The following is a 22531-nucleotide window of genomic DNA, read 5'->3' as shown; positions in this document are numbered from 1 at the left end:
ACAATTTAAAAATAGCATTGTAAAAAAATGTAAGCCTTAGTGCTTAAATTCACGTATGAACTCTTTAATAAAACCAATTAATTGCAATATAAATATAATTAAAAAAGGAAGCGCTCCAATAATCGCAACGCTTCTGTTTAATGGTTCATTGTTTTGTACTAACAAAACAAAAGCGCATAAACCTAGTGCAAACGACCAAGCATACAAGCTCCATGTTTGAGCTTCACTTGCACCACTTAATTGGCGAATAACCAAAACAGCAGAGTCTGCTGATGTGGCTACAAAAATGAGTAGAAGCAATAAACTTGACCAAATTAATAGACCGCCTTGCCAGCCTAATTGCTCGAAAAATACAAACAGCCCTTGCGTATAATCGGCTTTAATAGCCGCTAAAATGCCTGCATTGTGAGTTTGATCCCACGCAATTGCAGAGCCCGAAAACACACTAAACCATATAATAGTCACAAAGGTTGGTACAAATACGACACCTAATATGTATTGCCAAACCGGCCGTCCTTGGCTAATTTTTGCCAAAAACACACCAACAAACGGACCCCAAGCTAACCACCAAAAATAGTAATTGTATGTCCAACCTGTTGCCCATGCAGGGTCATTAAGTACGCTTTCAAACTGCCATGTACCTGTGGTTATGAGCTGAATGTAATCCCATGTACCGCCTATTGCTATATCTATAATTGGCTGTATAGGCACAAAAATTAATAGCCATGCTATAAGTGCAAATGCTAAAAACACATTAAATTTACTAAGAGTTTGAATTCCTTTTTTAAGCCCCAACTTTGCAGAAATAGTATAAAGCAGCGCAATTAAAAAAATAATAATAAACCCCGAAAATAAAGCAGACTCAACCCCTAGCTCAAGCTCGAGCCCTTTACGCAGTAATAAAGTTGAATTAGCAATTGTGCCCACGACACCAAAAAATATTGCAAGTATGGCAATTAATTTAATGCTAAAGCTCAACTGTAACTGCCAAGCCCGATTAATAACGCCTTTAGTTGCACTGATCACAGGAGCACTAATATCGCCCGCTGTACCACTATTGCGAGTAAGCCCACCTAATACCAAGCCAAATACTGCATAGAGCGCCCATGCATGCGCGCCCCAATTAACTAGTGTAAGTGCCAAACCACTTGTTTGGTGGTTGGGATACAAGCTTTGCTTTAAAGGCGAGTTAACTGTGTGTAGTGCAGGCTCTGCTACTCCCCAAAATATAAGTCCTGAGCCCATTCCTGCTGCAAACAACATAGAAAGCCAACCAAAGGTACTAAACTCAACAAGTGCTTGCGTTCCTCCTATTTTTCGTTGCCCTAATGGGCTTATAGCAATAGCTATCACAGAAAAAAGTAACAAGTTTACCAATATAAAAAATGGCGACCCTAAATAACCTAAAATTTTATTAATAGCGGGTTGTAAGTGCTCTGTGAGTAATTCAGGAAATAAAAAAGCAATAACAGATAACCCAACGCAAAATAGTAAGGCTGTTTTTTCAAGCTTAGTGGGTGTGCTTAATGTTTTATTTAAAGGCAAGAGATTCACATAGGTGTCTTTTAGTCTGGATAAAAGAATACGGGGCTTTAAAACTCAGATCAAATTAACTATTGCGTAAAATAGTAATAAAAACATGTAAAAGTTTCCTCAATAATTCTTGTTAAATACAGGCATTAACAATAACTCATTGATTAATAGTCATTTATGCCATGGCTTACTGTTTGCTTATTATTAACAAAGTTAACCAGCACAGGTTCAATAATGGAAATTGATTTACAGTGGAATGAAATCATCGATAACTTAATACACTTAGGTATTGCATACCTACTTGCACTACCCATGGCTTACGACAGAGAGCGTAGTAATGATGGCGCAGGCCTTCGTACCTTTCCTCTTGTTGCTGTTGCATCGTGTGGGTATGCATTAATTGCTATGTCGGTTTTAGATGGCGCAGAAGCTCAATCAAAAATGTTGCAAGGCATCATTACTGGTATTGGTTTTATTGGCGGTGGCGCAATTTTGAAAAATAACAAATCAACCTCCGGCACAGCAACCGCAGCCAGTATTTGGAATATGGGCTTAATTGGTATAGCTGTAGCCTACAGCCGTTACGAAATAGCCATTTTACTTGCCATTATTAATTTTATAACGCTTAGGTATGTAAAAAAGTTTAAGTAACAGTTTTTTTAATAAGTATTGCAGCAAAATTCCAATGCATTATTTGAATAGCCAAAACTTATTAATGCAATAACTCCCCATAATTTATATGTGGGGAGTTACAATTTTTATAAAAAGCTTTCACCGCTTTGCTTAAGTGTAATTGTTTGTGCTTGAGCGCTTTTTATTAATAATCCACAACGCAAATCATTTTTCGAAATAACAATTTTATCAATTGTATTAGTGTCATAGTCAACGACTTTGTTTTCGCATCTAAGTTGCACTTTGCTCAGTGGTAATTCTGATTCTAATTTAACTTCAGACTTCGACATCATAGGCATTACAGCTTGTTCTGAAGCTAAACTAAATTGTTGCTTAATATCTCCCGAGTTTTTATAAATATCGTTCACTTGAGTTAACAACTGTTCCTTGTTTTGCTCTGTAAAGGTTATGGATTCAATATTGCCTAGTGCATCTATTGCATCATAAGCACGTACATAATCTTGTTTTGATATAAACCACTGTAAAGCGTTTTTAATCACACGTTTTTGAATTTGATCTGGTAGATTATCCCTAAATAAAAACGCTTCGTAGATATGCTGATCAAAGCTCTTCCAGTCTTGCACAAAATAACTGTGCTGGCTTTTAAGCCATGCAAGCAAAACAATCTCAACCGTATTTTTTGTATGTTCATTTTCTAATTCATCGATACGGCTTTTAGCTTCATCGTATTTCTTTTCGTCGATTAATTTACTAGCTTGCTCATAATCATTAAAAAAGCCGCGAGACGCTTTATCGTTTGAAAAATTAATATGTAAATTTTGCGAACTTACAGTAATGGTTTTTGCTACAGGTATAGTCTCACCATTTAATTTTGCACTTTTGTAGTTGAGCTTAGACACGTAATCCATTACTTCTCTTTGGTACTTTTTTTGCCCAACCGTAGCTACAATTTCTATATTACTAACCTGCCCGCTTTTATCAACCACGTAACTGCTCAAATTAATCCCCTCTAACCTCGAAGCGCGCGAAGAAGTATTAGTGAGCTGATCGTAGTTTTTATTAATTACTTCTGCAGGAATAAAGTCGTCAGCAAAAACAGAGAGTTGAGTAAAAGTACAAGTTAAAGAAAGCGCTAATATGAGTTTTTTCATCAGTTTTATCCATCCTAGATAGTGTTTATATAATAGAAACAAACGATCAACATAAAAGCAAGTGTAAACACAAAAGGTTAGTTCATTTAATGAGCTTTACTTAGAAAAAACTTAATAGGTAAATATATTTGAGGCATTAAAAAAGGCGCTTAAAAAGCGCCTTGCTAGCAAGTATGTGTGCTTAAAACATATCTTGATAGGAATTTGTTGTGCTAAACGTAATTGCTTTTTCAAAGCCCGGTAACTGAATACTTTGCTCGTCTATTACAATGTCATTGTCGTCAATAAGTCCGTCGCCAAAGCGGTAAATAAGCTCATATTGGCCTAAATCAGCTTGAGCTTGATACGTTTGTTGCGCGGCTTTAATTGCCACGTTTTTCTGCGCGTAACTACTCATAACTTCATCGCCATGGCGCTTAGCGAGCATTTGCATTGTTACTTTTGGTGAAAGTACGGTAGCTGTTGCATTGTTACCGCCAAAGCCTTTTGAATTTATAAAAGCAATATCCATATCGGCGCATTCGTAATGGCTATTACGAATATCAAGATGATCGGTGTAAACATCATCAGCCACTTTATCAATTGTGGTAATACCCGGCATAATATTATGGCTAAATACACCTAAAGCTATCGCTAATTGGTCGCCACTTGCAGGAGCTATAGTATGACCAACATAGGCTTTTGGCGCTGTCACTTTCCAATTATCAATAGCGAACGTTTGTGCCACTTTGTGATATATCAACGACTCTGTTACGCGGTTTAACGGTGTACTTGAGCCATGCGCTAAAATAAAGCTACGTTCTTGCAAGGCTTCTTTGCCTAAAAGGCTCGTTGCTAAAGCAGCCGATTTAGCCATGGTAATATAGTTACCAGGCCCTGGTGACGTAATTGATTTTTTTATGCCATCTGCATTTACAAATACATCTGGTACGCAGCCCATTATGTCAGCGCCTAGTTCAAGGGCTAAGGCATCGTCCATTAAAATAGCAACTTGTGCGCCTTCACCTAATGTAAAGCCGCAGTTGTCGCCAAATGGTCGGCTACTTTTACGATAATCTGGTTCTTCATCACTTGATAAGTTATCTAAACGGCGCAAACCTTCTACATTTGCAAGTGCGCTCATGTTACCAAAGCCTTCAATCACTTCTGGTGTAATAGCACATTCAACACTTGCGACAACCGCAACGCGTGTACGCCCTGCCTGTATGTCGTTAACCGCTGCACGTAAGTTGTATAAAAACGTAGCACAGGCGCCCGAGGTCGAAAACGTAGTCCCTACATTGCCCGTAACATACGCGTTAATAAAGTCGGTCGACATTGTATTTAAACCCAGTGCTAACTGCTTAGTACTAACACGGTCGCCTTGTTGGCGCGCCTTTACTAAACCGCCTAGGCCTTTGTCGTCCATTTGGCCAATTACCGATGCTGAATAGGTACCAATTTTATCTGGCTCTACGCTATTCATAATATGCTGCCAATCAAGCCCTGTTGATTTAATAGCATCGGTAGCTGCAAAAATAGTAGCTTGCAGACCACGAGGCTGATAGCGGCTGTTATACATAACAGACGGATCAAACCCAGTCGGAAATTGCCCTGCAGATTTAATCGGGTTATCACGTGTTGAGTCATGCTTAACATCTAAGTCGGCTGCAATAGTTACTTTTACTTTTTTGCCTTCAAGTTCTTCAACTTGCCAGCTAGCTGGAACAGGTGTAGGTAAGTCGCGAGCGCGCGTTTCAAACACAATTGCGTTATCGCTTGATGCGTTTAGCGTCATTTTTTGCTGCCACGGTGTGGCATCGGCATCAAAGTGTTCTTTTTCAATTTTACGAATAAGCGTACCAGCAATAATTTGCTCACCAAAGCGTGCTTCTATGTCGCTTTGCTCAACATTATTACCTTGTGCATCTTGTAATTGGCCGTTTACAACACTTACTAGATTCATCAGTGTGGCGAGGCCTAAAAATGTTTCACTGCGATCTTGAGCATTTAAACTATCTAACACGATACGGCGATAACCTTGATGAAAAGAAGTACGGCCAGCGGCGTTAATGCCACCCATGCCTACTATAACGGGTAATGCTGTCATAATTTACCTTTAAAAACGTGTTATTAGAAGAACAGGCAGTTTAAATGGATTACGCACTATACATTGTGCTTTAATAGCCAAATATTCAGCACAAAAGGCCAAAACGTACTGGTCGGAGCATTTATATGACTGAAAAAAACACTAATCCACCATTAAACATTGCTATAGCGGTTTATCCGCACTTATTAGTTACCAGTTTAACGCTGCCTATTGAGATGTTAAGAGCAGGCGAGGCCTTTTCTAAAGGCCATATTGATAAGCAAAGTTTTAGACCGCTTGCTATAAATTTAGTGGCTAAAAATGCTGAATTTATACCCACCCGCGCAGGCCTTGCTATAAATCCTGATTGCATAACAACTAATGCGCCCTACAGCGATTTAATTATAGTGCCTGGTATTTGGCGAAACCCACGCCCTGTAGTGCGTACAAATCAAGACGTAGTTGATTGGCTAAGCGAGAGCTTTAGCGCAGGCAGTCATATAATTGGTGTAGGCACTGGCAACTGCTTACTAGCTGAGGCTGGCTTACTTGATGGGCACCCTGCTACAACCCATTGGCACTACGCCAATCAATTTAGCCAAGACTACCCGTTAGTGCGTTTAAAACCCGACTTTTTTATAACCCAGTCAGAACGCATGTACACCGTAGCAAGCCTTAATGCCCTTGCAGATGTGATCGTACATATTATTAGTCAGTACTATGGAAAAGCCGCCGCTCAACATGTAGAGCGAAACTTTTCGCACGAAATACGTAAACCCTACGAAGATCAACGCTATCTCGAGGGTGCAGTTGATCGTCACCCCGACGAGCTAATTGCGCAAATTCAGTTTTGGCTAAAAACAAATTTAGCCACCGAGTTAAATCTGCAAGAAGTCGCTGCCCAATTTAGCTTGAGCTACCGTACTTTTACCCGCCGTTTTAGAGCCGCAACTAATCAAAGCCCTATTGAGTATTGGCAACAATTACGCGTAGAAGGTGCGAAAGAGTTATTAGCATCATCAAATTTATCAATTCAAGAAGTGGCTTTAGAAGTGGGATATAACGACCAAGGTCATTTAACACGCGTGTTTAAAAAAGTATTAAGCCAAACACCTAGTGGTTATAGAAAAGTAGTTAGACGAAAGTTATTTGGATAACCAGCGACGACACTCTAAATTGGCATTTTTTTATACATAAATTATACTCTTATCAATAATATAATTTACGTTATACCAAGGTAACTGCATGAGAGATAAACTTAGTAAGCACCTTTTTGATCCACAAAGCGATGCTTCTATTGAATCAAAGTTATTAAAGTTACTTTCACTTGTACGAAAACATTTGAGTATGGAAGTCGCGTTTATTTCAGAATTCACCAATACTGATCGCGTTTTTAAAGTGGTAGATAACCAAACTACAAATACCTGCGTATCAGAAGGTAATTCAGATCCAATTTGCGAAACTTACTGTAAAAAAATATCCGATAACGAGCTAGAACAAATAATCCCTAATACTCTTGAGCATCCAATAACCCGCAACATGCCAGTCACAGAAAAGCTAAATATTGGCTCTTATATTGGTGTACCCATTATCTTATCCACCGGAAAAATTTATGGAACTTTTTGCTGTTATAAAACCGTATTAGACAATACCTTGAACGACAGAGATTTGTCATTTCTTAGGCTGATTTCTGAAATAGCTACTGAGTTAATCGAAAAAAAGGTTCAATCTGACATTTTAAATAATGAGTCAAAGTCGCTTATTGAAAATATTATAAAAACAAACGATATTACGATTTATTTTCAGCCCATATTTAATTTATCAACCAATCAACTTTCGGGTTATGAGTCTCTGTCACGCTTTTTTATTGAACCCTATAAAACACCTGATATTTGGTTTAAAGATGCTGAAAAACTGGGTTTAGGAGAAGCATTAGAAATACTTGCTATACAAAATACATTACGTTACTTAGATCAATTTGATGAAAAAGCTTATATCACTATAAATACTTCACCTCAGCATATTTTATCAGGCTCAATAGACAAAGTATTACAAAGCATCGATTGTAATAGAATAATTTTAGAAGTGACTGAACATTCACCTATTTTAGACTACCAAGCTATGAGAACCGCACTTCGACCATTAAGAAACCGGGGTGTAAAGCTAGCTATCGATGATGTAGGTGCTGGATTTTCATCTTTTCAGCATATTTTAGAATTAGAGGCAGATATCATTAAGTTAGACATAAGCCTCACTCAAAATATAAACACAGACCGTAGAAAGTTTTTATTAGCTAAAGCACTATGCGGATTTGTTAAAGCTATTAATTGCTCAATTGTAGCTGAGGGTATAGAAAATCAAGATGAATTAAACACACTCAGAAAACTAGGCGTTGATAACGTACAAGGCTATTTTATTGGGCGCCCAGCTCCTATTGAAGATGCCATCCACTATCAAACAATTACGCTCTAATACCAATCTGCTTATATATGGGGTCTATTTAACGTTAAGAAAATTACGCTAGAACTAGGCAAAAATTTTTGTATCTAGTTGTTCTAAATAAAAAATTTTTAACGACGTTATAGTGAAATTTAATTCGATAAATTGATCAAAGATTTATGCAGGTTGGTATAATAAAAACGCCACTTTTAGTGGCGTTCTGTGTCGTTAAATTCTTTTCGATAATAGCGCTTTTGATAGTTTTTTACTTTAGTGTGTACGCCTTTGCTTAAGCTTTTAAATTTAGCCTCAAGTACGTCAACACCGTATAAAATACCCACCACCAGCACTGAAAGCTTTATTGCAGGGCCTAAGTTTTCAGTGGCTATCATAACGCCTATTGATGCGAGCACCCAGATGGTTGCAGCTGAAGTAACGCCAACTACCGCACCATCTTTTGCGAGCATAACGCCTGCCCCTAAAAAGCCAATACCTGTAATTATTTGCCCAACTACACGAGAATGATCTATTACATCCCCTTGTAAATTAAACGCAGTGGATAAAAACAAATACGTACCCAAAGTTATTAACGCAGAGGTACGAATGCCTACAGGTTTACCACGCAATTGCCGCTCTATACCAATAATAGCACCGCAAAAAGCCGCAGTACCAATAGCTGCCCATGAATACGGGGCTACATCAATTAAATCTAAAAAAGTCACTGTTAACCTTATATTTTATTAGCTATAGCCACCGCCGTTCTTAAACGTTGGCTACCAAATGCTGACATTTTACTAAAATCACTTCGTGCAATAGGTACATATTGGCAATCTATTGCGAGCTGTTTATCGTTACCGGGCTCACAAAACGGATCGTGAACATACACGCAATGCTCATCAAGGTGCGTAACACACACCCAATGTGGTGATTTTTTACCATCAAAACTATATGTGCTAATTAATAACAGCACACTAAAGCCTTTACTTAACCACTGCTCAATATGCTCAAGCTCTACATCTTTATGTGTAAGCGGTATATTTGCTTGTGCAATACCATCTACAAATTGTTGATGCACGGTGGCAAGTACCACTTTTTTGTTTTCGTTGCGTACGCCATCTAAAAACAAAGGCTCGGTGGTATTAACCATTACCTCGCTTTTAAAACCACGCTTATTAGCGGCAAGTGCCAAACCAAACGGGTGGCAACCACCATGACCCGATGTCATAAAAATGGTGGTACCTTCACGCCAAAGTGCCAGCTCATGTGATTGGCTAAGCTCAGTAGCTGGCTCAAGTGCCCCCATTGCCATTAGTAGCGCAGCAGGTCCGCACGTAAACTCAGTTGTTTGCTGATACCACGGCGTTAAACGCGCCACTTTTAACTCACTTGTTTGTCGAATGTTTTTTTGCATTCGTAGTGCGTCACTGTGGTCGTCGTAATAATCGCTGTATTGACCAAACACTCTGTAGCCTAAGCTTTTATAAAGCCCAATCGCACCTTCGTTATTTACAGCCACTTCTAAACGAAGGTAAATACGAGCCCGCTCACACGTTTCTTTTTCTAGACTAGTAAGCAGTGCTTTTGCAATGCCTTTACCTTGCATAGTTGGTAAAACAGCAAGCGAATATAAACGCGCTAAGCGAGTCCCTTTATGGCACCATACTAGCCCATAGCCGCATATTTGCTCGTCGTCTTCAGCAAGGAGTAAAATACCGTGTTTTGCACTTAGCCAGCGCTTTAAACTACGCGGGCTTAATTTATCGTTATTAAAGCAGGCGTTTTCAACGTCAATCAGTGCGTTTAAATCACTGCCAAGCGCCTTTCGAATAACAAGGTTGCTCATGTTATTACCCACGGCCTCGTGCTTCTAAGCGTTGTTTAAACTCATCCATAATGATCATGTATAGCTCATCGCCTAAATAGCCGTCTTCTACTTTGTGATCAATACTTGGGTTGTCGTTTACTTCAAGCACGTATGCTTTGCCTTGATGCTCTTTAACATCTACGCCATATAAACCCCTACCCACTGTTTTACATGCTTTTAATGCTGCATCTAATACCGCTTTTGGTAACTCAAAGGTTGGCAAGGTTTCAAAGCCACCAGAGAAAAACCGTTTAGCGTCGTGGTTATAAATTTGCCAATGGTTACGCGCCATTAAATAGCGGCATGCATAAATTGCACGGCCATTTAACACACCCACTCGCCAATCGTATTCGGTATACATGTACTCTTGTGCAAGCACTAATGCGCTATATTCAAACAGCTCTGTAAGCTTAGCGGCAAGCTCATCACGGTTTGAAACTTTAAACACACCTTTTGAGAACGACCCTTCAGGCATTTTTAAAACAAGCGGATACGTAAACGCTTCTTCTAATTGCTCAAGCGTTTCATTTGCTTGATCAGCCACTACAACCGTTTTTAAACTTGGCACTTTTTGATAATTAAAAGCATCGTGTAAATACACTTTATTACAACAACGTAAAATAGACTCAGCATCGTCAATAACCACTAAACCCAGGCTTTGCGCTTTGCTTGCAAGGCGGTACGTTGGATGGTCAATCGCTGTAGTTTGGCGAATAAATAACGCATCAAACTGGGCAATGTTATCAATTTCGTCAAAGCTTAATGCTTGTGCATTAATACCATGTTTAGCCGCTGCTTTAATAAAACGTGCAATGGCGTCTTTATCACTCGGTGGTACTTTTTCGTTATGATCAACAAGTATTGCCATGTCCCATCTAAAACGACGTTGTACCGAACTAATACGCCACTGCGTTTTAGTAAAGTTATCTAGCTTGGCTACAAATTCGCTGTACTGTTGCTCGCTTAAAGACGACATCGAGCCTTGTTGCAATAAGCCTTGCTCATCAACAAATAAAATAGGCGCTGGGTATTGTTTAAATACCGACTTTGCTGCTTTTGATTGTAAATCATTTTGGGCATTGCCAAAGTAAAGTGTGCCATCTATTTGGCCCACATTTAACATAGGTGCTTGGCCACTACGAAGAGCATTAATGGTTTTTACACTGGGTAAAACTTGGTGCTTGCGCGCCTCTGCAAGTAACGAGCAATAGTAACCTTTGCTCAAGTATTGGCTTGAGTCGCACAGATTAATAATGCGTGTTTTTGGTTCGTTATGTTTTGGGTAATCACGTAAGTAGGTATTAAACGTAATTACATTTTCGAACGATTGAGCAAGCGTTTGCTCGTTGTTATCAACCACAATTAAGGTTTTAAACACGACTTTTCCTAGTTAAGTCAAAATATAAAAAGCATGCTTAGTAAAATACTAAGCATTATAAATAGAAACACCCATCGTACTAAGTGGGCATTGCGCGAATCACTTAATATGATGGGTGCTTTAACAGGTACCTACTGTACGAGTTAGCGCTTAAATTGCTTAAGCGACATGTGCTTTATATGCCCTTTTTTAAAAACGCACAAACGAGATATTTTTAGCGTGAAGATAAAAAATATTGATTAACTAATAACGCAGATTAAAATACGCAAAACAGTACCTTATGAGAGTTAAAAATGTCGCTGCCTGCTTGCCCAAAATGCCAATGTGAATATGTTTACGAGGACCAACAACTGCTTGTTTGCCCCGAGTGCGCCCATGAGTGGAACCCTAATAATACAAGCGATGAAGACGCAATTTTAGTTAAAGATGCCAATGGCACTTTGCTAAATGATGGTGACAAAGTGACAGTAGCCAAAGATTTAAAAATTAAAGGCAGCTCGCAAGTAATTAAAATTGGCACCAAAGCGGTAGTTAAAAGAGTGCTTGATAAAAAAGATCACGAACTTGATTGTAAAGTAGAAGGCATTGGCGAAATGATGGTAACAGCAAAGTTTGTGAAAAAAGCTACCTAAAATTAGATATTTAAAATATAAGGATGTTAGATGAAAAATCATAAAAATAAATTCATCCAAGCCTTATGGTCTGTTATTGAAGCTTATTATTAGTGCGTGTAATAGATTTTGTTTAACTGCTATTAGTTGGTGTATATCTAAAGGTCCACCTACATTTAATAAGGTGAATTATCGCTTAGGTGTGTTTAAGCATTTAACCTCCTCACCTTAATGAGGAGGTATCTCTTGAACTGATCAGTTTACATTTCAGTTAAAGTGCTTTTTAAGCTTTGATTACCCAGTAAAGAAATCAAATACGTTACCAAGTGTTGATGATGAACCTTTATAAAATTCAGTAAAACTACATCGACTGCATGTCACAGCGGTGTACTTTTTATTTTGAACATCAAAAATTCTTGACCAAAAGCCACCCGAAACTCTTATTTCACCGGTATCAAATTCGTTATTATTACACTTAGAGCAAGACCAATTGTTATGTCTCATATTTCAACCTCCATATTATTTATGTACGGTATATTAAACACTTAAGGAACGTGTGTAGCAATTTTTTTAATAAAAAAACCATAATTTAGTTCTTATATTGGTTAGGTTGGAATTTTGATAGATGTTTGGATGGCTTTTTAATAATTGCTTTTTATAATAATTAGTATGGGGGTCATACTAATTTCACTCAGGGATTACCTACTTGTTAGCTGTATATTGCGTTAGCAACAAAAATTTTCGTAAGTCTCGCTCTTGTCTCATTACGTGCAAAATATATACTTTATTGTTATCTTTTTTGTAAAATATACGACAAGGATTCACGACCAGTTCAAGATAATTTAGGTTAGCTAACTCAATTGGTTTTTTACCTGATTCAGGAAAGGGTTTGAGACGTTCAACTTTTTCAAATATTTTGGAAACCAATTTTTTCGCTGACTGCAAATTGCTTAATGCGATATATTCAGCGATATCGTTAAGATCATCCAAAGCTGGATTAGTCCAAATTATTTCAGCCATTTATTCATTTTATCTTTAGCTTCAACATTCGACATGGTTTCACCACGACTTATTGCCTGCTCTCCTTTTGCAAGAGACTCAAGAATTTGCATACGCTTTTGCATAAATTCATAATCATCAACATCTACTAAGTATGCAGATGGTTGTCCATGTTCAGTTATCAACACAGGTTCTTTAGAGGAATGAAGTTCAGATAATATCTTCGTTGCTTGACGCTTCAATGTTGTTACTAGTTCTACTCTCATAATAATCCCCAAACAAATGTATCACTATAGTAGCACCGAGTAGCCAACTTGGAAAATATAACTAACGAGGCTGTATAACCACTAAAATCAATTAAAAAGGAAGCACCTAACGTCAACCCTGCTCACTTTTAAACTATTAGGTACTTCTCATTATATGCCTTTGCACAAATTGAAATACACACCACGTTACGCTATAAAAGCATAGCTGTAGGTTGGATAAATGGCGGAGCCATGCCATCCGACAATTAATTTATGAATATAAATAAGCGATTATTACGTTGGTATGGCTTTGTCAGATGGTGTTCTCTTAAAAAACCAAAGCTTTATAAGATCTCTACCACCACATATTCGTGGGCTTTACCTGCAATTGTTAACGTAATTTCATCATCAATCTGTTTATTTAATAACTGCTTACCCATTGGTGCGCCGGGTGTTACAACAGCAATTGCGTGCTTTTTAACGTTTACTGTTAAACCACCAGCTGCAGGGCCTAAATAAAACCATTTTTGGGCTGCGTTATCATCTTCTAAACATACCAGCGAACCGATAGCTATTTTGTCGGTTGGTTTTTCATTAAAGGCAGGTTCGAACAATTCTATGCTTTTATAGCAATCGTTTACGCGCTGGGCTTGGCCTTGTGCTAAATAAGCGGCTTCGAGCCCTAGAGTATCGTATTTATTTTCGGCTATGTTTTCTTCATGTGTGGCGGTGTCGTGCGCAGTTTTTGCCGCTACTTTAGCTGTTGTAAGCTGCGCTTCTAGCGCAAAACGAAGATGTTCGATAACGTGGGTTTTATTCATGGGGATTAATACAATACAGGCAGTAAAAATAAGGCTACCAGTTTAACATTTTTGCGGGGCTTAAAACCATTGTTTTAAACCCCGCAAGGTTGGTTGGAATACTAGCCGGGTTTAAATAAACATTAAACAAGCAAAGAGCCGCTGGTTGGTGCAGCTCTTTGCTTGTGCTTTATTAAAAACCTTATGGCATATCTAATAATGTTTGCGTGTGGGCATCTACTTTAACTTCGTAGTTTTTAGCGCTTAAGCCTAATAGCTCCGGCAAGGTTGCCGCTATACAAATAGACGAGAACGTACCCACTACAATGCCAGTAAATAATGCAATAGCAAAGCCTTGCAGTGGTGCGCCTGCAAGTAACCAAACGCTCGCAACCGTTGCAAGTGTAGTACCCGACGTAATTAAGGTGCGCGTTAGTGTGCTTTTAATCGCATTATTAATAATGGTCGCTGGGCTAAGTACATTGTTTGATTGAACACGTAAAAGCTCACGTACTCTATCCCCTACTATTATTGAGTCGTTAAGTGAGTAACCAATAATAGCCAGTAAACTTGCCAGCACGGTTAGGTTAAATTCAATTTGTAATAGTGAAAATAACCCAAGTACGAGTATTAAATCGTGCACTAGCGCTACCACAGAGCCAACGGCTAATCGCCATTCAAAACGCACTGCAAGGTAAATCATTACCACAATCATTGCAGCAAACATTGCTAAACAGCCTTGATCAAATAACTCATCGCCCACTTGTGAGCCAATATAAGCTGACGATAATACCTGTGCGTTTATATAATCGTTTTGTGTAACGGCGCTTTGCCAATCAGGGCTATTAGCTGTTGTTGATGCACTTGGCGCTTCTCTTAATTGAAAATGACTATTACCTTGCGCGGTTAGCTCAAACTCACCGTTGTGATTTTTAGCAATAAACGATTGAAGCTCTTTTAGTTCAACACTTTGGCTGGTTGTAAACTCAGTTAAATAACCGCCGGTAAAATCTAGGCCAAAATTTAGACCTTTTTGCGTAAGCGTAAATACGGATAGCAGCACTAAAATGGCACTTAAAAGCATACCCATAAAGCGTAAACGTGTGCCCTTTTCACCTTTCAAAAAATAATTAAGCATGTGCTTTTTCTCCTGCTTTTTTACCCATTTTTAAATACAACGTTTGGCTTAATATTTTTGATACGTACACACCTGTAAATACAGACGTTAAAAGCCCCAGTGCGAGTGTAATGGCAAAACCTTTAACGGGCCCATAGCCTATGCCGTATAAGATAAGTGCGGTGATCATGGTGGTTATATTGGCATCAAATATTGTATTTGCGGCTTGTTTATAACCCTCTTGAATAGCTTGATATGGTGCACGGCCTTGGCGTCGTTCTTCTTTAATGCGTTCAAATATTATTACGTTAGTGTCTACCGCCATACCTATCGTTAGCACCAGACCAGCGATACCCGGAAGCGTTAACACAACCCCTGGTAATAATGACATTAAGCCCACAAGCGACGTTAAATTTAATATAAGTGCTACGTTTGCAATAAGGCCTAAACGGCGATACCAAAGCGCCATAAATGCAAGGGTAATACCCATACCTAACATAAGCGCGGCTAAGCCATTACTAATATTTTCGCTGCCGAGGCTTGGCCCTATTGTTTGTTCGTGCACAATTGTAACGGGTGCTGTAAGCGAGCCTGCACGTAATAACAATGCTAGGTCGGCTGCAGCTTGTTGGCTTTTCATATTGGTAATACTAAAACGCGAACTTAAATGCTGAGCAATATTGGCAACATTAATAACTTCGCTTTTTTTAACTACTTCGCCTTTAGCATTTTGAGAGTACTCAGAGTAGACCGTCGCCATTGGCTTACCAATATTGGCTTTTGAAAACGCCGACATTGCATCACCACCTTGGCCGTCTAAGCTTAGTTGTACCAATGGTTTACCCCAATCGTCGCGGCCTATGTTTGCATTATTAATATGATCGCCTGTAAAAATTGGCACAGGATCGAGCTTTATGGTTCCGCCCGATTGCATATTAAATGTTTGCCCGCCAATTTCTTTTAATTGATAAAAACCAAGCGATGCTGTTGCACCAATAATACGTTTTGCTTCGGTTGGATCTTGCACGCCTGGTAGCTCTATACGAATGCGGTGCTTTCCTTGGCGCTGTGTTACCGCTTCGGTAATGCCTAACTCTTCAATACGTGAACGAAGGGTTGTGAGTGTTTGCCCCATTACTTCTTTATCAAAGCTGCTGCGGCCTTGCTCTGAATAACTAAATTTGGCAGTTTTAACGCTGCCGTTATTGCTTGTTACAACGGCTAAATTAGCAAATCGGCTTTGTAGCTCTTCAATAACTGGGGTTAACTTGTCGGTTGCATTAGGCAATGCGTTTATTTCAAACCCTTGCTGAGTTTGCTGCGCTTTTACGCCATGTGCTTTTTGCTTAATGATGATTGATTTAGCTTGTTGATACGCACTGACTAATTGCTCATCAACGGCTTTATCTAAATCTACGTCTAGTACAAATAGCACACCGCCATTTAAATCAAGGCCCAGCTTTATTGGTGATAAACCAAAATCTTGTAACCATGTTGGGCTGGTTGCATGCTCAACAATTTTAACTTGCGTGTTTGGATATTGCGCTTTTATAGCCGCTTGCGCCTGAGCGCTTTTAGTTGGCTCGTTTAAAAGTATATTAATAGTGGATTGCTTATCTAAACCCTGCTCAACCTCTAGCCCTTGTTTATTTAAAAAAGTAACTAGCGTTTTAGTGCTCGGTAAAGATTGCGTTTCGCTGTGCGGCGTACTACTTACGTGCAACCACGATTTATTTGGATATAGGTTTGGTAATGCGCTGATAGCTAATAAAACCAATACAATTAGCATGGCGATATAGCTTAATTTGAACTTAGCCGTAGACGGCTTTTTATCTTTTTTAAAACTTAACATGTTGAATCCTTATTGCCAGCAAAGCTAGCGACGTACTTTTTAAAAGCACAATTAATCTGCAGGCTAAAACTTTAAAAGTTAAAACCTAATAAAATTAAATAAGGAAAATTAAGCGTGGTAGGTAGTTACAGCTTTGTAGAGTAAGTTAACGTCTTTCCAGCCACTCAAACGCGACTTTTTACTATTAGTTACAAACGTATACCAAGGTTGTATAGGGTTAACAGCGCGTGGTTTTAAAAATATATGCCTAACAAGATTTTGAGCAAAAAATTCAAAAACCACATCGTATTCTGGCTCACTTTGAACAGTGTGCAAAAACAATGATGAATTATTGGCAGTTAACCTTGGTTGGTGCGCGTCAAAATCGGTTTGATGCGTTTTTTTATGTTGCGAAGTATCTACAGACTTACTAATAGGCTGTATTTTAGTTAAATCGCCAATATCAGTAAGCGAAACCTGCGTACTAATATTGATATTTAAATTTTGTGAGGCGCCCATAGCATTGCTCTGCACACTAAAAAGTGCAGCAAGTAGCAAAAAGGCAGTTAAAAACACTCTAAATTTAAACATTCACGTTTTAAAACTAAAATAAGGGATGCGTAGTATATAAGGGCTAGTATTTGAAATACAATAGCCCTTAGCTATTTACTATCTAATTTAATTTTACTGAGACTTTTAATGCGCCCCAGACAAAGCAGTGAAAAACGACCAGACGCCATGAATTTACGCCAAAGTGTAAAAACACTGTGGCCCTACCTTACAAAATTTAAAGGCCGTGTTTTTATTGCACTTATGGCGCTTATAGGCGCAAAAGGTGCCACGCTTTTAATGCCTTGGGCGCTTAAAGAAATAATAGACTCGGTAGATAAGTCGATTAACCCACTGTTAGTTATTCCCGCTTTATTATTATTGATGTACGGCGCGCTGCGTTTTGCTAGCGTGTTTTTAGGTGAAATAAGAGATGCTGTATTTTCTCGCGTTACCGAACACGCCATGCGCGATATTGGTTTAAAAGTATTTAAGCATTTGCACTCACTTGAGCTGGCTTTTCATTTAGATAGGCAAACCGGTGGCATTAGCCGCGATATAGAACGCGGTACGAGCGGGTTAAGCTTTTTAATGCGCTTTTTAATGTTTAATATTGTGCCGACTTTGTTTGAAATACTGACCGTTGCGATTATTTTTGGCACGTTGTTTTCTGTTTGGTTTGCGCTTATTACATTACTGGCAGTCGCTATTTATATTACCTTTACTGTGGTGGTTACCCAGTGGAGAAACCGCTTTATTAGAGAAGCAAATGCTGCCGACAATCAAAGTAATACCCGCGCAATAGACAGCTTGCTTAATTATGAAACTGTAAAGTATTTTAATAACGAACAGTTTGAAGCAAAAACGTACGACACCTTTTTAGCAAACTGGGAAAAAGCCCGTTTAAAAAATAGAATGTCGCTGCTCGCCCTCAACTCAGGCCAAGCACTTATTATCGCTTGTGCTATTACCGCTTTAATGTGGTTGGGCTCAACCGAGGTAGTTGCAGGTACACTCTCTATTGGTGAACTTGTGATGATTAACGCGTATATGATTCAGCTATTTTTACCACTTAACTTTTTAGGTTTTGTGTACCGCGAAATAAGGCGTGCCCTAACCGACCTTGAAAACATGCTTGGGCTACTTAACAAAAAACCACAAATAACCGATGCACTTAATGCTAAAGAGCTCAATATTAGCCAAGGTGAAATAACATTTAATAATGTAAATTTTAGTTACGATACCCATCGCCCTATTCTTAATAACCTTAGCTTTAGCGTTAAAGCAGGCAGCAAAGTAGCCATTGTTGGTGCCAGTGGTGCTGGTAAAAGTTCATTAGCGCGACTGCTTTATCGTTTTTATGATGTAAGCGCTGGTGAAATTAGTATTGATAATCAAGCTATAAACTCAGTAACACTTAATAGTTTACGAAAAGCCATTGCAATAGTCCCGCAAGATACTGTGCTGTTTAACACCACGATTCGTGAAAATATCGCTTACGGTAGACCATCAGCAAGTGATGCAGAAATTGACGAAGCCATCGCTATGGCGCATTTAAAAGACTTTATAGCAACACTTGATAAAGGCGATAAAACGCTGGTTGGCGAGCGCGGTTTAAAAGTATCTGGCGGCGAAAAACAGCGTATTGCCATTGCACGTGCTATTTTGAAAAAGTCCCCTATTTTAATTTTTGATGAAGCAACATCTGCACTCGACTCTCATTCTGAGCAAGCAATACTTGCTGCAATGCGTGAAGTTGCCAGTAACCATACGAGTATTGTTATTGCCCATCGCCTTTCTACTATTACCGATGCAGACACCATTATTGTGCTCAAAGCCGGACGAATTATTGAGCAAGGTAAGCACGATGAGTTACTTACACTCGCCGGAGAATATGCCCGTATGTGGGAGCTTCAGCATAAAAAATAAATAATAGTAGGCGTGAGTTTACCTCGCGCTTTTGAGCCAATTTAAACAAGCGCGGCATAAAGCCGCGCCTACACAAAAATTACACACTGCCATTAAATTGTAGCCGGGAGTTTACCTCGCGCTTTTAATCTTGCTCTTCTTGCTTAATCTAAGTTTTATCGAGCACTGTGGTGATTCACCTCAAAAGATTTGTTTGTCTGATTAATATCAATAACAATCGATAAGTTAAATATTCGTAACAATAAAAATGATTCACTGCTGCTTTAATTCAATCAGTGATACTCAGGAGTAAGTAATGAAAAAGAGTTTAATTGCCGCAGCATTAGCTGCCACATTTATTACCGGTTGTTCAGAGCCGCAAACAACAAAAACAGACGAGCAACAACCTAAAGTAGCCACTGCAGCAGTAACAGAAAAAGCAGAGTTAGGTAGTTTTGGTGTTGATTTAACAGCCCGTAACGAAGCCGTGAAACCAGGCGATGACTTTTTTATGTATGCCAGTGGCACGTGGTATGACAACTACGTAATGCCTGCAGATAAAACCCGCTACGGTGCATTTTCAGGATTAGCTGAGCGCAGCGAAGGCGATGTTAAAGCTATTATTGAAGAAATAGCCGCACGTAAAGATTTAAACGCAGAAGAAAAACTAGTCGCTGATTTTTACAATGCGTATATGGATACCGAAACACTTAATAAACTCGGTGTAGCGCCTATTAAGCCATTGTTAAGTGAAATTAGTGATATATCGTCGACTGACGATTTAGCTGAAATGTTTGGTAAGTCTTGGTTAACCGGTAATAAAGCCCCTTTGGGCGGCGGCATGTGGTTTAATCGCCTAGACCCTAACAAATATGAAATGTCACTAGGTGCGGGTGGGTTAGGCCTACCAGATCGCTCTTACTACCTTGAAGACGCTGAGCGCTTTGTAAAAACCCGTACAGCTTATGTTGCTCACATTGCTGACATGCTTGAGTTTGCAGGCACTGAAAATGCAACTGAACGTGCTCAAGCTATTTTAGACCTTGAAACCAAAATTGCACAAGGTCACTGGCCACGTGAAAAGCGCCGTAATCGTGATTTAACGCTAAACCAAATTGAACGCGCCGATTTAAGCACTGCTTACCCTGGTTTTAACTGGGATTTATATTTTGCGCAAACAGGTTATAAAGTACCTCAGTTAAATGTATCTCAGCCTGAACCTATAAAAGCGATGATTGAGCTAATCAATCAAGAAGATATTGCAGTATGGAAAGACTACCTAACGTATCACGCTATTAGCGGTAACGCAGGTTTACTATCAGAAGACGTATTTAATACTAATTTTGCTTTTTTTGGTAAAGAACTAAACGGACAGCAAGAGCCTCGCCCTCGATGGAAACGTGCAATAAGTGAAATGTCGGGCACAAGTTCGCTTGGTTTTGCTATTGGTAAAATATACGTAGCGCGTTACTTCCCTGAGTCATCAAAACAACAAATGTCAGAGCTAGTTGAAAACCTTCGTACAGCCCTTGGTGAACGTATTGATAACCTAGAGTGGATGGGCGATGCAACTAAAGTAAATGCGCGCGCTAAACTGGCTGCATTTGTACCAAAAATTGGTTACCCCGATGTATGGCAGTCTTATGATGGTTTAAGCATTACTAAAAACGATTTAATTGGTAATGTGAAAAACATGCGTGAGTTTTTCCACGCAGAAAGTGTTGATAAAGAGCTACAAAAAACAGACCGTAACCGCTGGGGCATGACGCCACAACGCGTAAACGCTTACTACAATAGCTCGTTTAATGAAATTGTATTTCCGGCTGCGATATTACAACCGCCATTTTTCGATCCAAATGCCGATCCGGCTGTAAACTATGGCGGTATTGGCGCTGTAATTGGTCACGAAATGGGTCATGGATTTGACGATCAAGGTTCAAAATCAGACGAAAACGGTGTGCAACGTAATTGGTGGACTGATGCTGACCGCGCTGCATTTGACAAAAAAGCCGATCAACTGGCTGCGCAGTACAGTAAATACGAGCCAATAGAAGGTAACTTTGTTAATGGTCGAAATAGCCTTGGCGAAAACATTGGTGATGTAGGTGGGTTATCAATGGCCTATCACGCGTACAAGCTCAGTTTAAATGGTAAAGAAGCGCCTGTTATTGACGGCGTTACTGGCGATCAGCGTTTCTTCCTTGCATGGGCGCAGGTATGGAAAGAAAAACGTACTGAGCAAAGCATGCTTAACCAACTGCGTGGTGGCACACATGCCCCAGGTCGCTTTAGAGCACAAGCGCCGCGTAACCACGATGCATGGTACAAAGCGTTTGATGTAAAACCAGGCGATGAGTTATACCTTCCTGAAGATGAACGTGTACGTATTTGGTAAGTAATACTTACTTTTTATTACTTAGTAAGGCAACCTGTTATACAGGTTGCCTTTTTTATTGAGTTAAATTTACAATAATAGATATCATTCCAACGTCAAAATTCCTCGATAATCCCCTCACTAAAATGCACTTTAGATGGACTTTAAACGCTACAGTTTTAATCGGCTTTAATACTTACTAGCCCTTGAATGCATTTACCTTTAGAATACGCATTATAATTTTATTCTATTATTTACATATATTAAGGCGAAACGCAGATGGGAAGAGCTTACCAAAACAAAAAAGATTCAATGGCTAAGACTGCGGGTGCTAAAACTAAAGTTTATTCTAAGTACGGCAAAGAAATTTATATTTGTGCTAAAAACGGCGGTGTAGATCCAGATGGTAACTTATCATTACGTCGTTTAATTGAACGCGCTAAAAAAGACCAAGTACCAGCACACGTTATTGACCGCGCAATAGACAAAGCAAAAGGTGGCGGCGGCGAAGACTACTCAGCAACACGTTACGAAGGTTACGGCCCAGGTAACTGTATGATTATTGTTGATTGTTTAACAGACAATAACAAGCGTACCTTTGCTGATGTACGTGTTTGTTTTACCAAAGCAAATGCTAAAATTGGCGCTCAAAACTCTGTTTCACATTTATTTGATCACCTTGCTATTTTTGTATTTGACGGTGATGACGACGAAGCAGTACTTGAAGCATTAATGATGGCTGATGTTGATGTAACTGACGTAGAAGTTGATGACGGTAAAGTTACTGTTTTTGCTCCTCACACAGAGTACAACAATACGCGTACAGCGCTTGAAGAAATGGGTGTGACTGAATTTGACGAAGACCTAATTAGCTTTGTGCCACAAATTGAAACGCCGATTGAAGGCGAAGACGTTGAAGTTATGGAACGCTTTTTAGCCATGTTAGAAGATTGCGATGACGTACAAAACGTTTACCATAACGCGCAATTCTAAAGAACGATTTAGTAAGTTAGAACGACTTTAAGCCAACA

At 39.2% G+C, this 22531-nt stretch carries 20 protein-coding genes; 7 read left to right on the top strand and 13 right to left on the bottom strand.

The genetic code is table 11. From position 1 onward, the window contains the following. Window positions 1-36: 36 nt before the first annotated feature. Complete coding sequence (locus I6F42_RS05700; protein ID WP_308807875.1) at window positions 37-1554, bottom strand: BCCT family transporter; 1518 nt, start codon at window positions 1552-1554, stop codon at window positions 37-39. A 213-nt stretch (window positions 1555-1767) separates the two neighbouring features. Between I6F42_RS05700 and I6F42_RS05695 the strand changes: the two genes are divergently transcribed. Then, window positions 1768-2184: an MgtC/SapB family protein gene (locus I6F42_RS05695; protein ID WP_024590122.1), complete on the top strand. Its 417-nt coding sequence runs from the start codon at window positions 1768-1770 to the stop codon at window positions 2182-2184. Between the two features lie 107 nt (window positions 2185-2291). Here the strand turns inward: I6F42_RS05695 and I6F42_RS05690 are convergent, their stop codons facing one another. After that, a complete protein-coding gene (locus I6F42_RS05690; RefSeq protein ID WP_197151386.1) occupies window positions 2292-3317 on the bottom strand; it encodes an energy transducer TonB in 1026 nt (341 codons plus the stop codon). Window positions 3318-3498: 181 nt separating this feature from the next. Continuing rightward, window positions 3499-5406, bottom strand: a complete 1908-nt coding sequence (locus tag I6F42_RS05685; RefSeq protein ID WP_197151385.1) for a beta-ketoacyl synthase — start codon at window positions 5404-5406, stop codon at window positions 3499-3501. 125 nt (window positions 5407-5531) lie between these two features. Between I6F42_RS05685 and I6F42_RS05680 the strand changes: the two genes are divergently transcribed. Both I6F42_RS05680 and I6F42_RS05675 read left to right on the top strand, forming a co-directional pair. Continuing rightward, a complete protein-coding gene (locus I6F42_RS05680) occupies window positions 5532-6542 on the top strand; it encodes a GlxA family transcriptional regulator (protein WP_197151384.1) in 1011 nt (336 codons plus the stop codon). A gap of 88 nt (window positions 6543-6630) precedes the next feature. Next, a complete protein-coding gene (locus I6F42_RS05675) occupies window positions 6631-7857 on the top strand; it encodes an EAL domain-containing protein (RefSeq protein WP_197151383.1) in 1227 nt (408 codons plus the stop codon). Window positions 7858-8033: 176 nt separating this feature from the next. Here I6F42_RS05675 and I6F42_RS05670 read toward each other — a convergent pair whose 3' ends face one another. Genes I6F42_RS05670 through I6F42_RS05660 form a run of 3 tightly spaced genes read right to left on the bottom strand, consistent with a single transcriptional unit; the run spans window position 8034 to window position 11066 of the window. Further along, the gene (locus I6F42_RS05670) at window positions 8034-8546 is read right to left on the bottom strand and encodes an MgtC/SapB family protein (protein WP_197151382.1); all 513 of its coding nucleotides are present in this window, start codon (window positions 8544-8546) and stop codon (window positions 8034-8036) included. Window positions 8547-8554: 8 nt separating this feature from the next. Continuing rightward, window positions 8555-9667 carry a GNAT family N-acetyltransferase/peptidase C39 family protein gene (locus I6F42_RS05665; RefSeq protein ID WP_197151380.1) on the bottom strand — a complete coding sequence of 371 codons (1113 nt, stop codon included), beginning with the start codon at window positions 9665-9667 and terminating at the stop codon, window positions 8555-8557. Window positions 9668-9671: 4 nt separating this feature from the next. Then, window positions 9672-11066, bottom strand: coding sequence for a RimK family protein (locus I6F42_RS05660; protein WP_169060176.1), 1395 nt, complete (start codon window positions 11064-11066; stop codon window positions 9672-9674). A gap of 293 nt (window positions 11067-11359) precedes the next feature. On the opposite strand from I6F42_RS05660, the gene I6F42_RS05655 reads away from it, so the two are divergent. Further along, a complete protein-coding gene (locus I6F42_RS05655; protein ID WP_197151377.1) occupies window positions 11360-11698 on the top strand; it encodes a zinc ribbon domain-containing protein YjdM in 339 nt (112 codons plus the stop codon). A gap of 273 nt (window positions 11699-11971) precedes the next feature. Here the strand turns inward: I6F42_RS05655 and I6F42_RS05650 are convergent, their stop codons facing one another. The 7 genes from I6F42_RS05650 to I6F42_RS05620 all read right to left on the bottom strand — a co-directional run bounded on the left by I6F42_RS05650 (window position 11972) and on the right by I6F42_RS05620 (window position 17260). Then, window positions 11972-12181, bottom strand: coding sequence for a zinc ribbon domain-containing protein (locus I6F42_RS05650; RefSeq protein WP_007582647.1), 210 nt, complete (start codon window positions 12179-12181; stop codon window positions 11972-11974). Between the two features lie 198 nt (window positions 12182-12379). Next, window positions 12380-12697, bottom strand: a complete 318-nt coding sequence (locus I6F42_RS05645) for a type II toxin-antitoxin system RelE/ParE family toxin (RefSeq protein ID WP_010555057.1) — start codon at window positions 12695-12697, stop codon at window positions 12380-12382. Next, a complete protein-coding gene (locus I6F42_RS05640; protein WP_010555056.1) occupies window positions 12685-12942 on the bottom strand; it encodes a type II toxin-antitoxin system Phd/YefM family antitoxin in 258 nt (85 codons plus the stop codon). Before I6F42_RS05640 ends, I6F42_RS05645 begins: the two co-directional genes overlap by 13 nt. A 323-nt stretch (window positions 12943-13265) precedes the next feature. Beyond that, window positions 13266-13742: a GreA/GreB family elongation factor gene (locus I6F42_RS05635; protein ID WP_010555055.1), complete on the bottom strand. Its 477-nt coding sequence runs from the start codon at window positions 13740-13742 to the stop codon at window positions 13266-13268. A 181-nt stretch (window positions 13743-13923) separates the two neighbouring features. Continuing rightward, window positions 13924-14859, bottom strand: a complete 936-nt coding sequence (gene secF, locus I6F42_RS05630) for a protein translocase subunit SecF (protein ID WP_197151374.1) — start codon at window positions 14857-14859, stop codon at window positions 13924-13926. Further along, window positions 14852-16690 (bottom strand): protein translocase subunit SecD, encoded by a 1839-nt coding sequence (gene secD, locus I6F42_RS05625; RefSeq protein WP_197151369.1) that lies wholly within the window; start codon window positions 16688-16690, stop codon window positions 14852-14854. The genes secF and secD overlap by 8 nt, the downstream gene beginning before the upstream one ends. A gap of 108 nt (window positions 16691-16798) precedes the next feature. Further along, window positions 16799-17260 carry a hypothetical protein gene (locus I6F42_RS05620; RefSeq protein ID WP_197151363.1) on the bottom strand — a complete coding sequence of 154 codons (462 nt, stop codon included), beginning with the start codon at window positions 17258-17260 and terminating at the stop codon, window positions 16799-16801. 108 nt (window positions 17261-17368) lie between these two features. Here I6F42_RS05620 and I6F42_RS05615 point away from each other — a divergent pair, with 108 nt between their 5' ends. The 3 genes from I6F42_RS05615 to I6F42_RS05605 all read left to right on the top strand — a co-directional run bounded on the left by I6F42_RS05615 (window position 17369) and on the right by I6F42_RS05605 (window position 22493). Beyond that, window positions 17369-19147, top strand: coding sequence for an ABC transporter ATP-binding protein/permease (locus I6F42_RS05615; protein WP_197151360.1), 1779 nt, complete (start codon window positions 17369-17371; stop codon window positions 19145-19147). A 295-nt stretch (window positions 19148-19442) separates the two neighbouring features. Next, window positions 19443-21521: a M13 family metallopeptidase gene (locus I6F42_RS05610; protein ID WP_197151358.1), complete on the top strand. Its 2079-nt coding sequence runs from the start codon at window positions 19443-19445 to the stop codon at window positions 21519-21521. Between the two features lie 258 nt (window positions 21522-21779). Then, a complete protein-coding gene (locus tag I6F42_RS05605; RefSeq protein ID WP_010555049.1) occupies window positions 21780-22493 on the top strand; it encodes a YebC/PmpR family DNA-binding transcriptional regulator in 714 nt (237 codons plus the stop codon). Window positions 22494-22531: the final 38 nt, after the last annotated feature.

The sequence above is a fragment of the Pseudoalteromonas sp. SWYJZ12 genome (assembly GCF_015864395.1).
Classification (GTDB): Bacteria; Pseudomonadota; Gammaproteobacteria; order Enterobacterales; family Alteromonadaceae; genus Pseudoalteromonas; species Pseudoalteromonas arctica.
This window is presented reverse-complemented; position numbering and strand designations above follow the sequence as displayed.

What these genes read in the sequence shown, in the direction of transcription:
- I6F42_RS05695 (WP_024590122.1), top strand. Translation starts at nt 1,768, where the DNA reads ATGGAAATTGATTTACAGTGGAATGAAATCATCGATAACTTAATACAC.
- I6F42_RS05690 (WP_197151386.1), bottom strand. Translation starts at nt 3,317, where the DNA reads ATGAAAAAACTCATATTAGCGCTTTCTTTAACTTGTACTTTTACTCAA.
- I6F42_RS05685 (WP_197151385.1), bottom strand. Translation starts at nt 5,406, where the DNA reads ATGACAGCATTACCCGTTATAGTAGGCATGGGTGGCATTAACGCCGCT.
- I6F42_RS05680 (WP_197151384.1), top strand. Translation starts at nt 5,532, where the DNA reads ATGACTGAAAAAAACACTAATCCACCATTAAACATTGCTATAGCGGTT.
- I6F42_RS05675 (WP_197151383.1), top strand. Translation starts at nt 6,631, where the DNA reads ATGAGAGATAAACTTAGTAAGCACCTTTTTGATCCACAAAGCGATGCT.
- I6F42_RS05665 (WP_197151380.1), bottom strand. Translation starts at nt 9,667, where the DNA reads ATGAGCAACCTTGTTATTCGAAAGGCGCTTGGCAGTGATTTAAACGCA.
- I6F42_RS05655 (WP_197151377.1), top strand. Translation starts at nt 11,360, where the DNA reads ATGTCGCTGCCTGCTTGCCCAAAATGCCAATGTGAATATGTTTACGAG.
- I6F42_RS05650 (WP_007582647.1), bottom strand. Translation starts at nt 12,181, where the DNA reads ATGAGACATAACAATTGGTCTTGCTCTAAGTGTAATAATAACGAATTT.
- I6F42_RS05645 (WP_010555057.1), bottom strand. Translation starts at nt 12,697, where the DNA reads ATGGCTGAAATAATTTGGACTAATCCAGCTTTGGATGATCTTAACGAT.
- I6F42_RS05640 (WP_010555056.1), bottom strand. Translation starts at nt 12,942, where the DNA reads ATGAGAGTAGAACTAGTAACAACATTGAAGCGTCAAGCAACGAAGATA.
- I6F42_RS05635 (WP_010555055.1), bottom strand. Translation starts at nt 13,742, where the DNA reads ATGAATAAAACCCACGTTATCGAACATCTTCGTTTTGCGCTAGAAGCG.
- secF (WP_197151374.1), bottom strand. Translation starts at nt 14,859, where the DNA reads ATGCTTAATTATTTTTTGAAAGGTGAAAAGGGCACACGTTTACGCTTT.
- secD (WP_197151369.1), bottom strand. Translation starts at nt 16,690, where the DNA reads ATGTTAAGTTTTAAAAAAGATAAAAAGCCGTCTACGGCTAAGTTCAAA.
- I6F42_RS05620 (WP_197151363.1), bottom strand. Translation starts at nt 17,260, where the DNA reads ATGTTTAAATTTAGAGTGTTTTTAACTGCCTTTTTGCTACTTGCTGCA.
- I6F42_RS05615 (WP_197151360.1), top strand. Translation starts at nt 17,369, where the DNA reads ATGCGCCCCAGACAAAGCAGTGAAAAACGACCAGACGCCATGAATTTA.
- I6F42_RS05610 (WP_197151358.1), top strand. Translation starts at nt 19,443, where the DNA reads ATGAAAAAGAGTTTAATTGCCGCAGCATTAGCTGCCACATTTATTACC.
- I6F42_RS05605 (WP_010555049.1), top strand. Translation starts at nt 21,780, where the DNA reads ATGGGAAGAGCTTACCAAAACAAAAAAGATTCAATGGCTAAGACTGCG.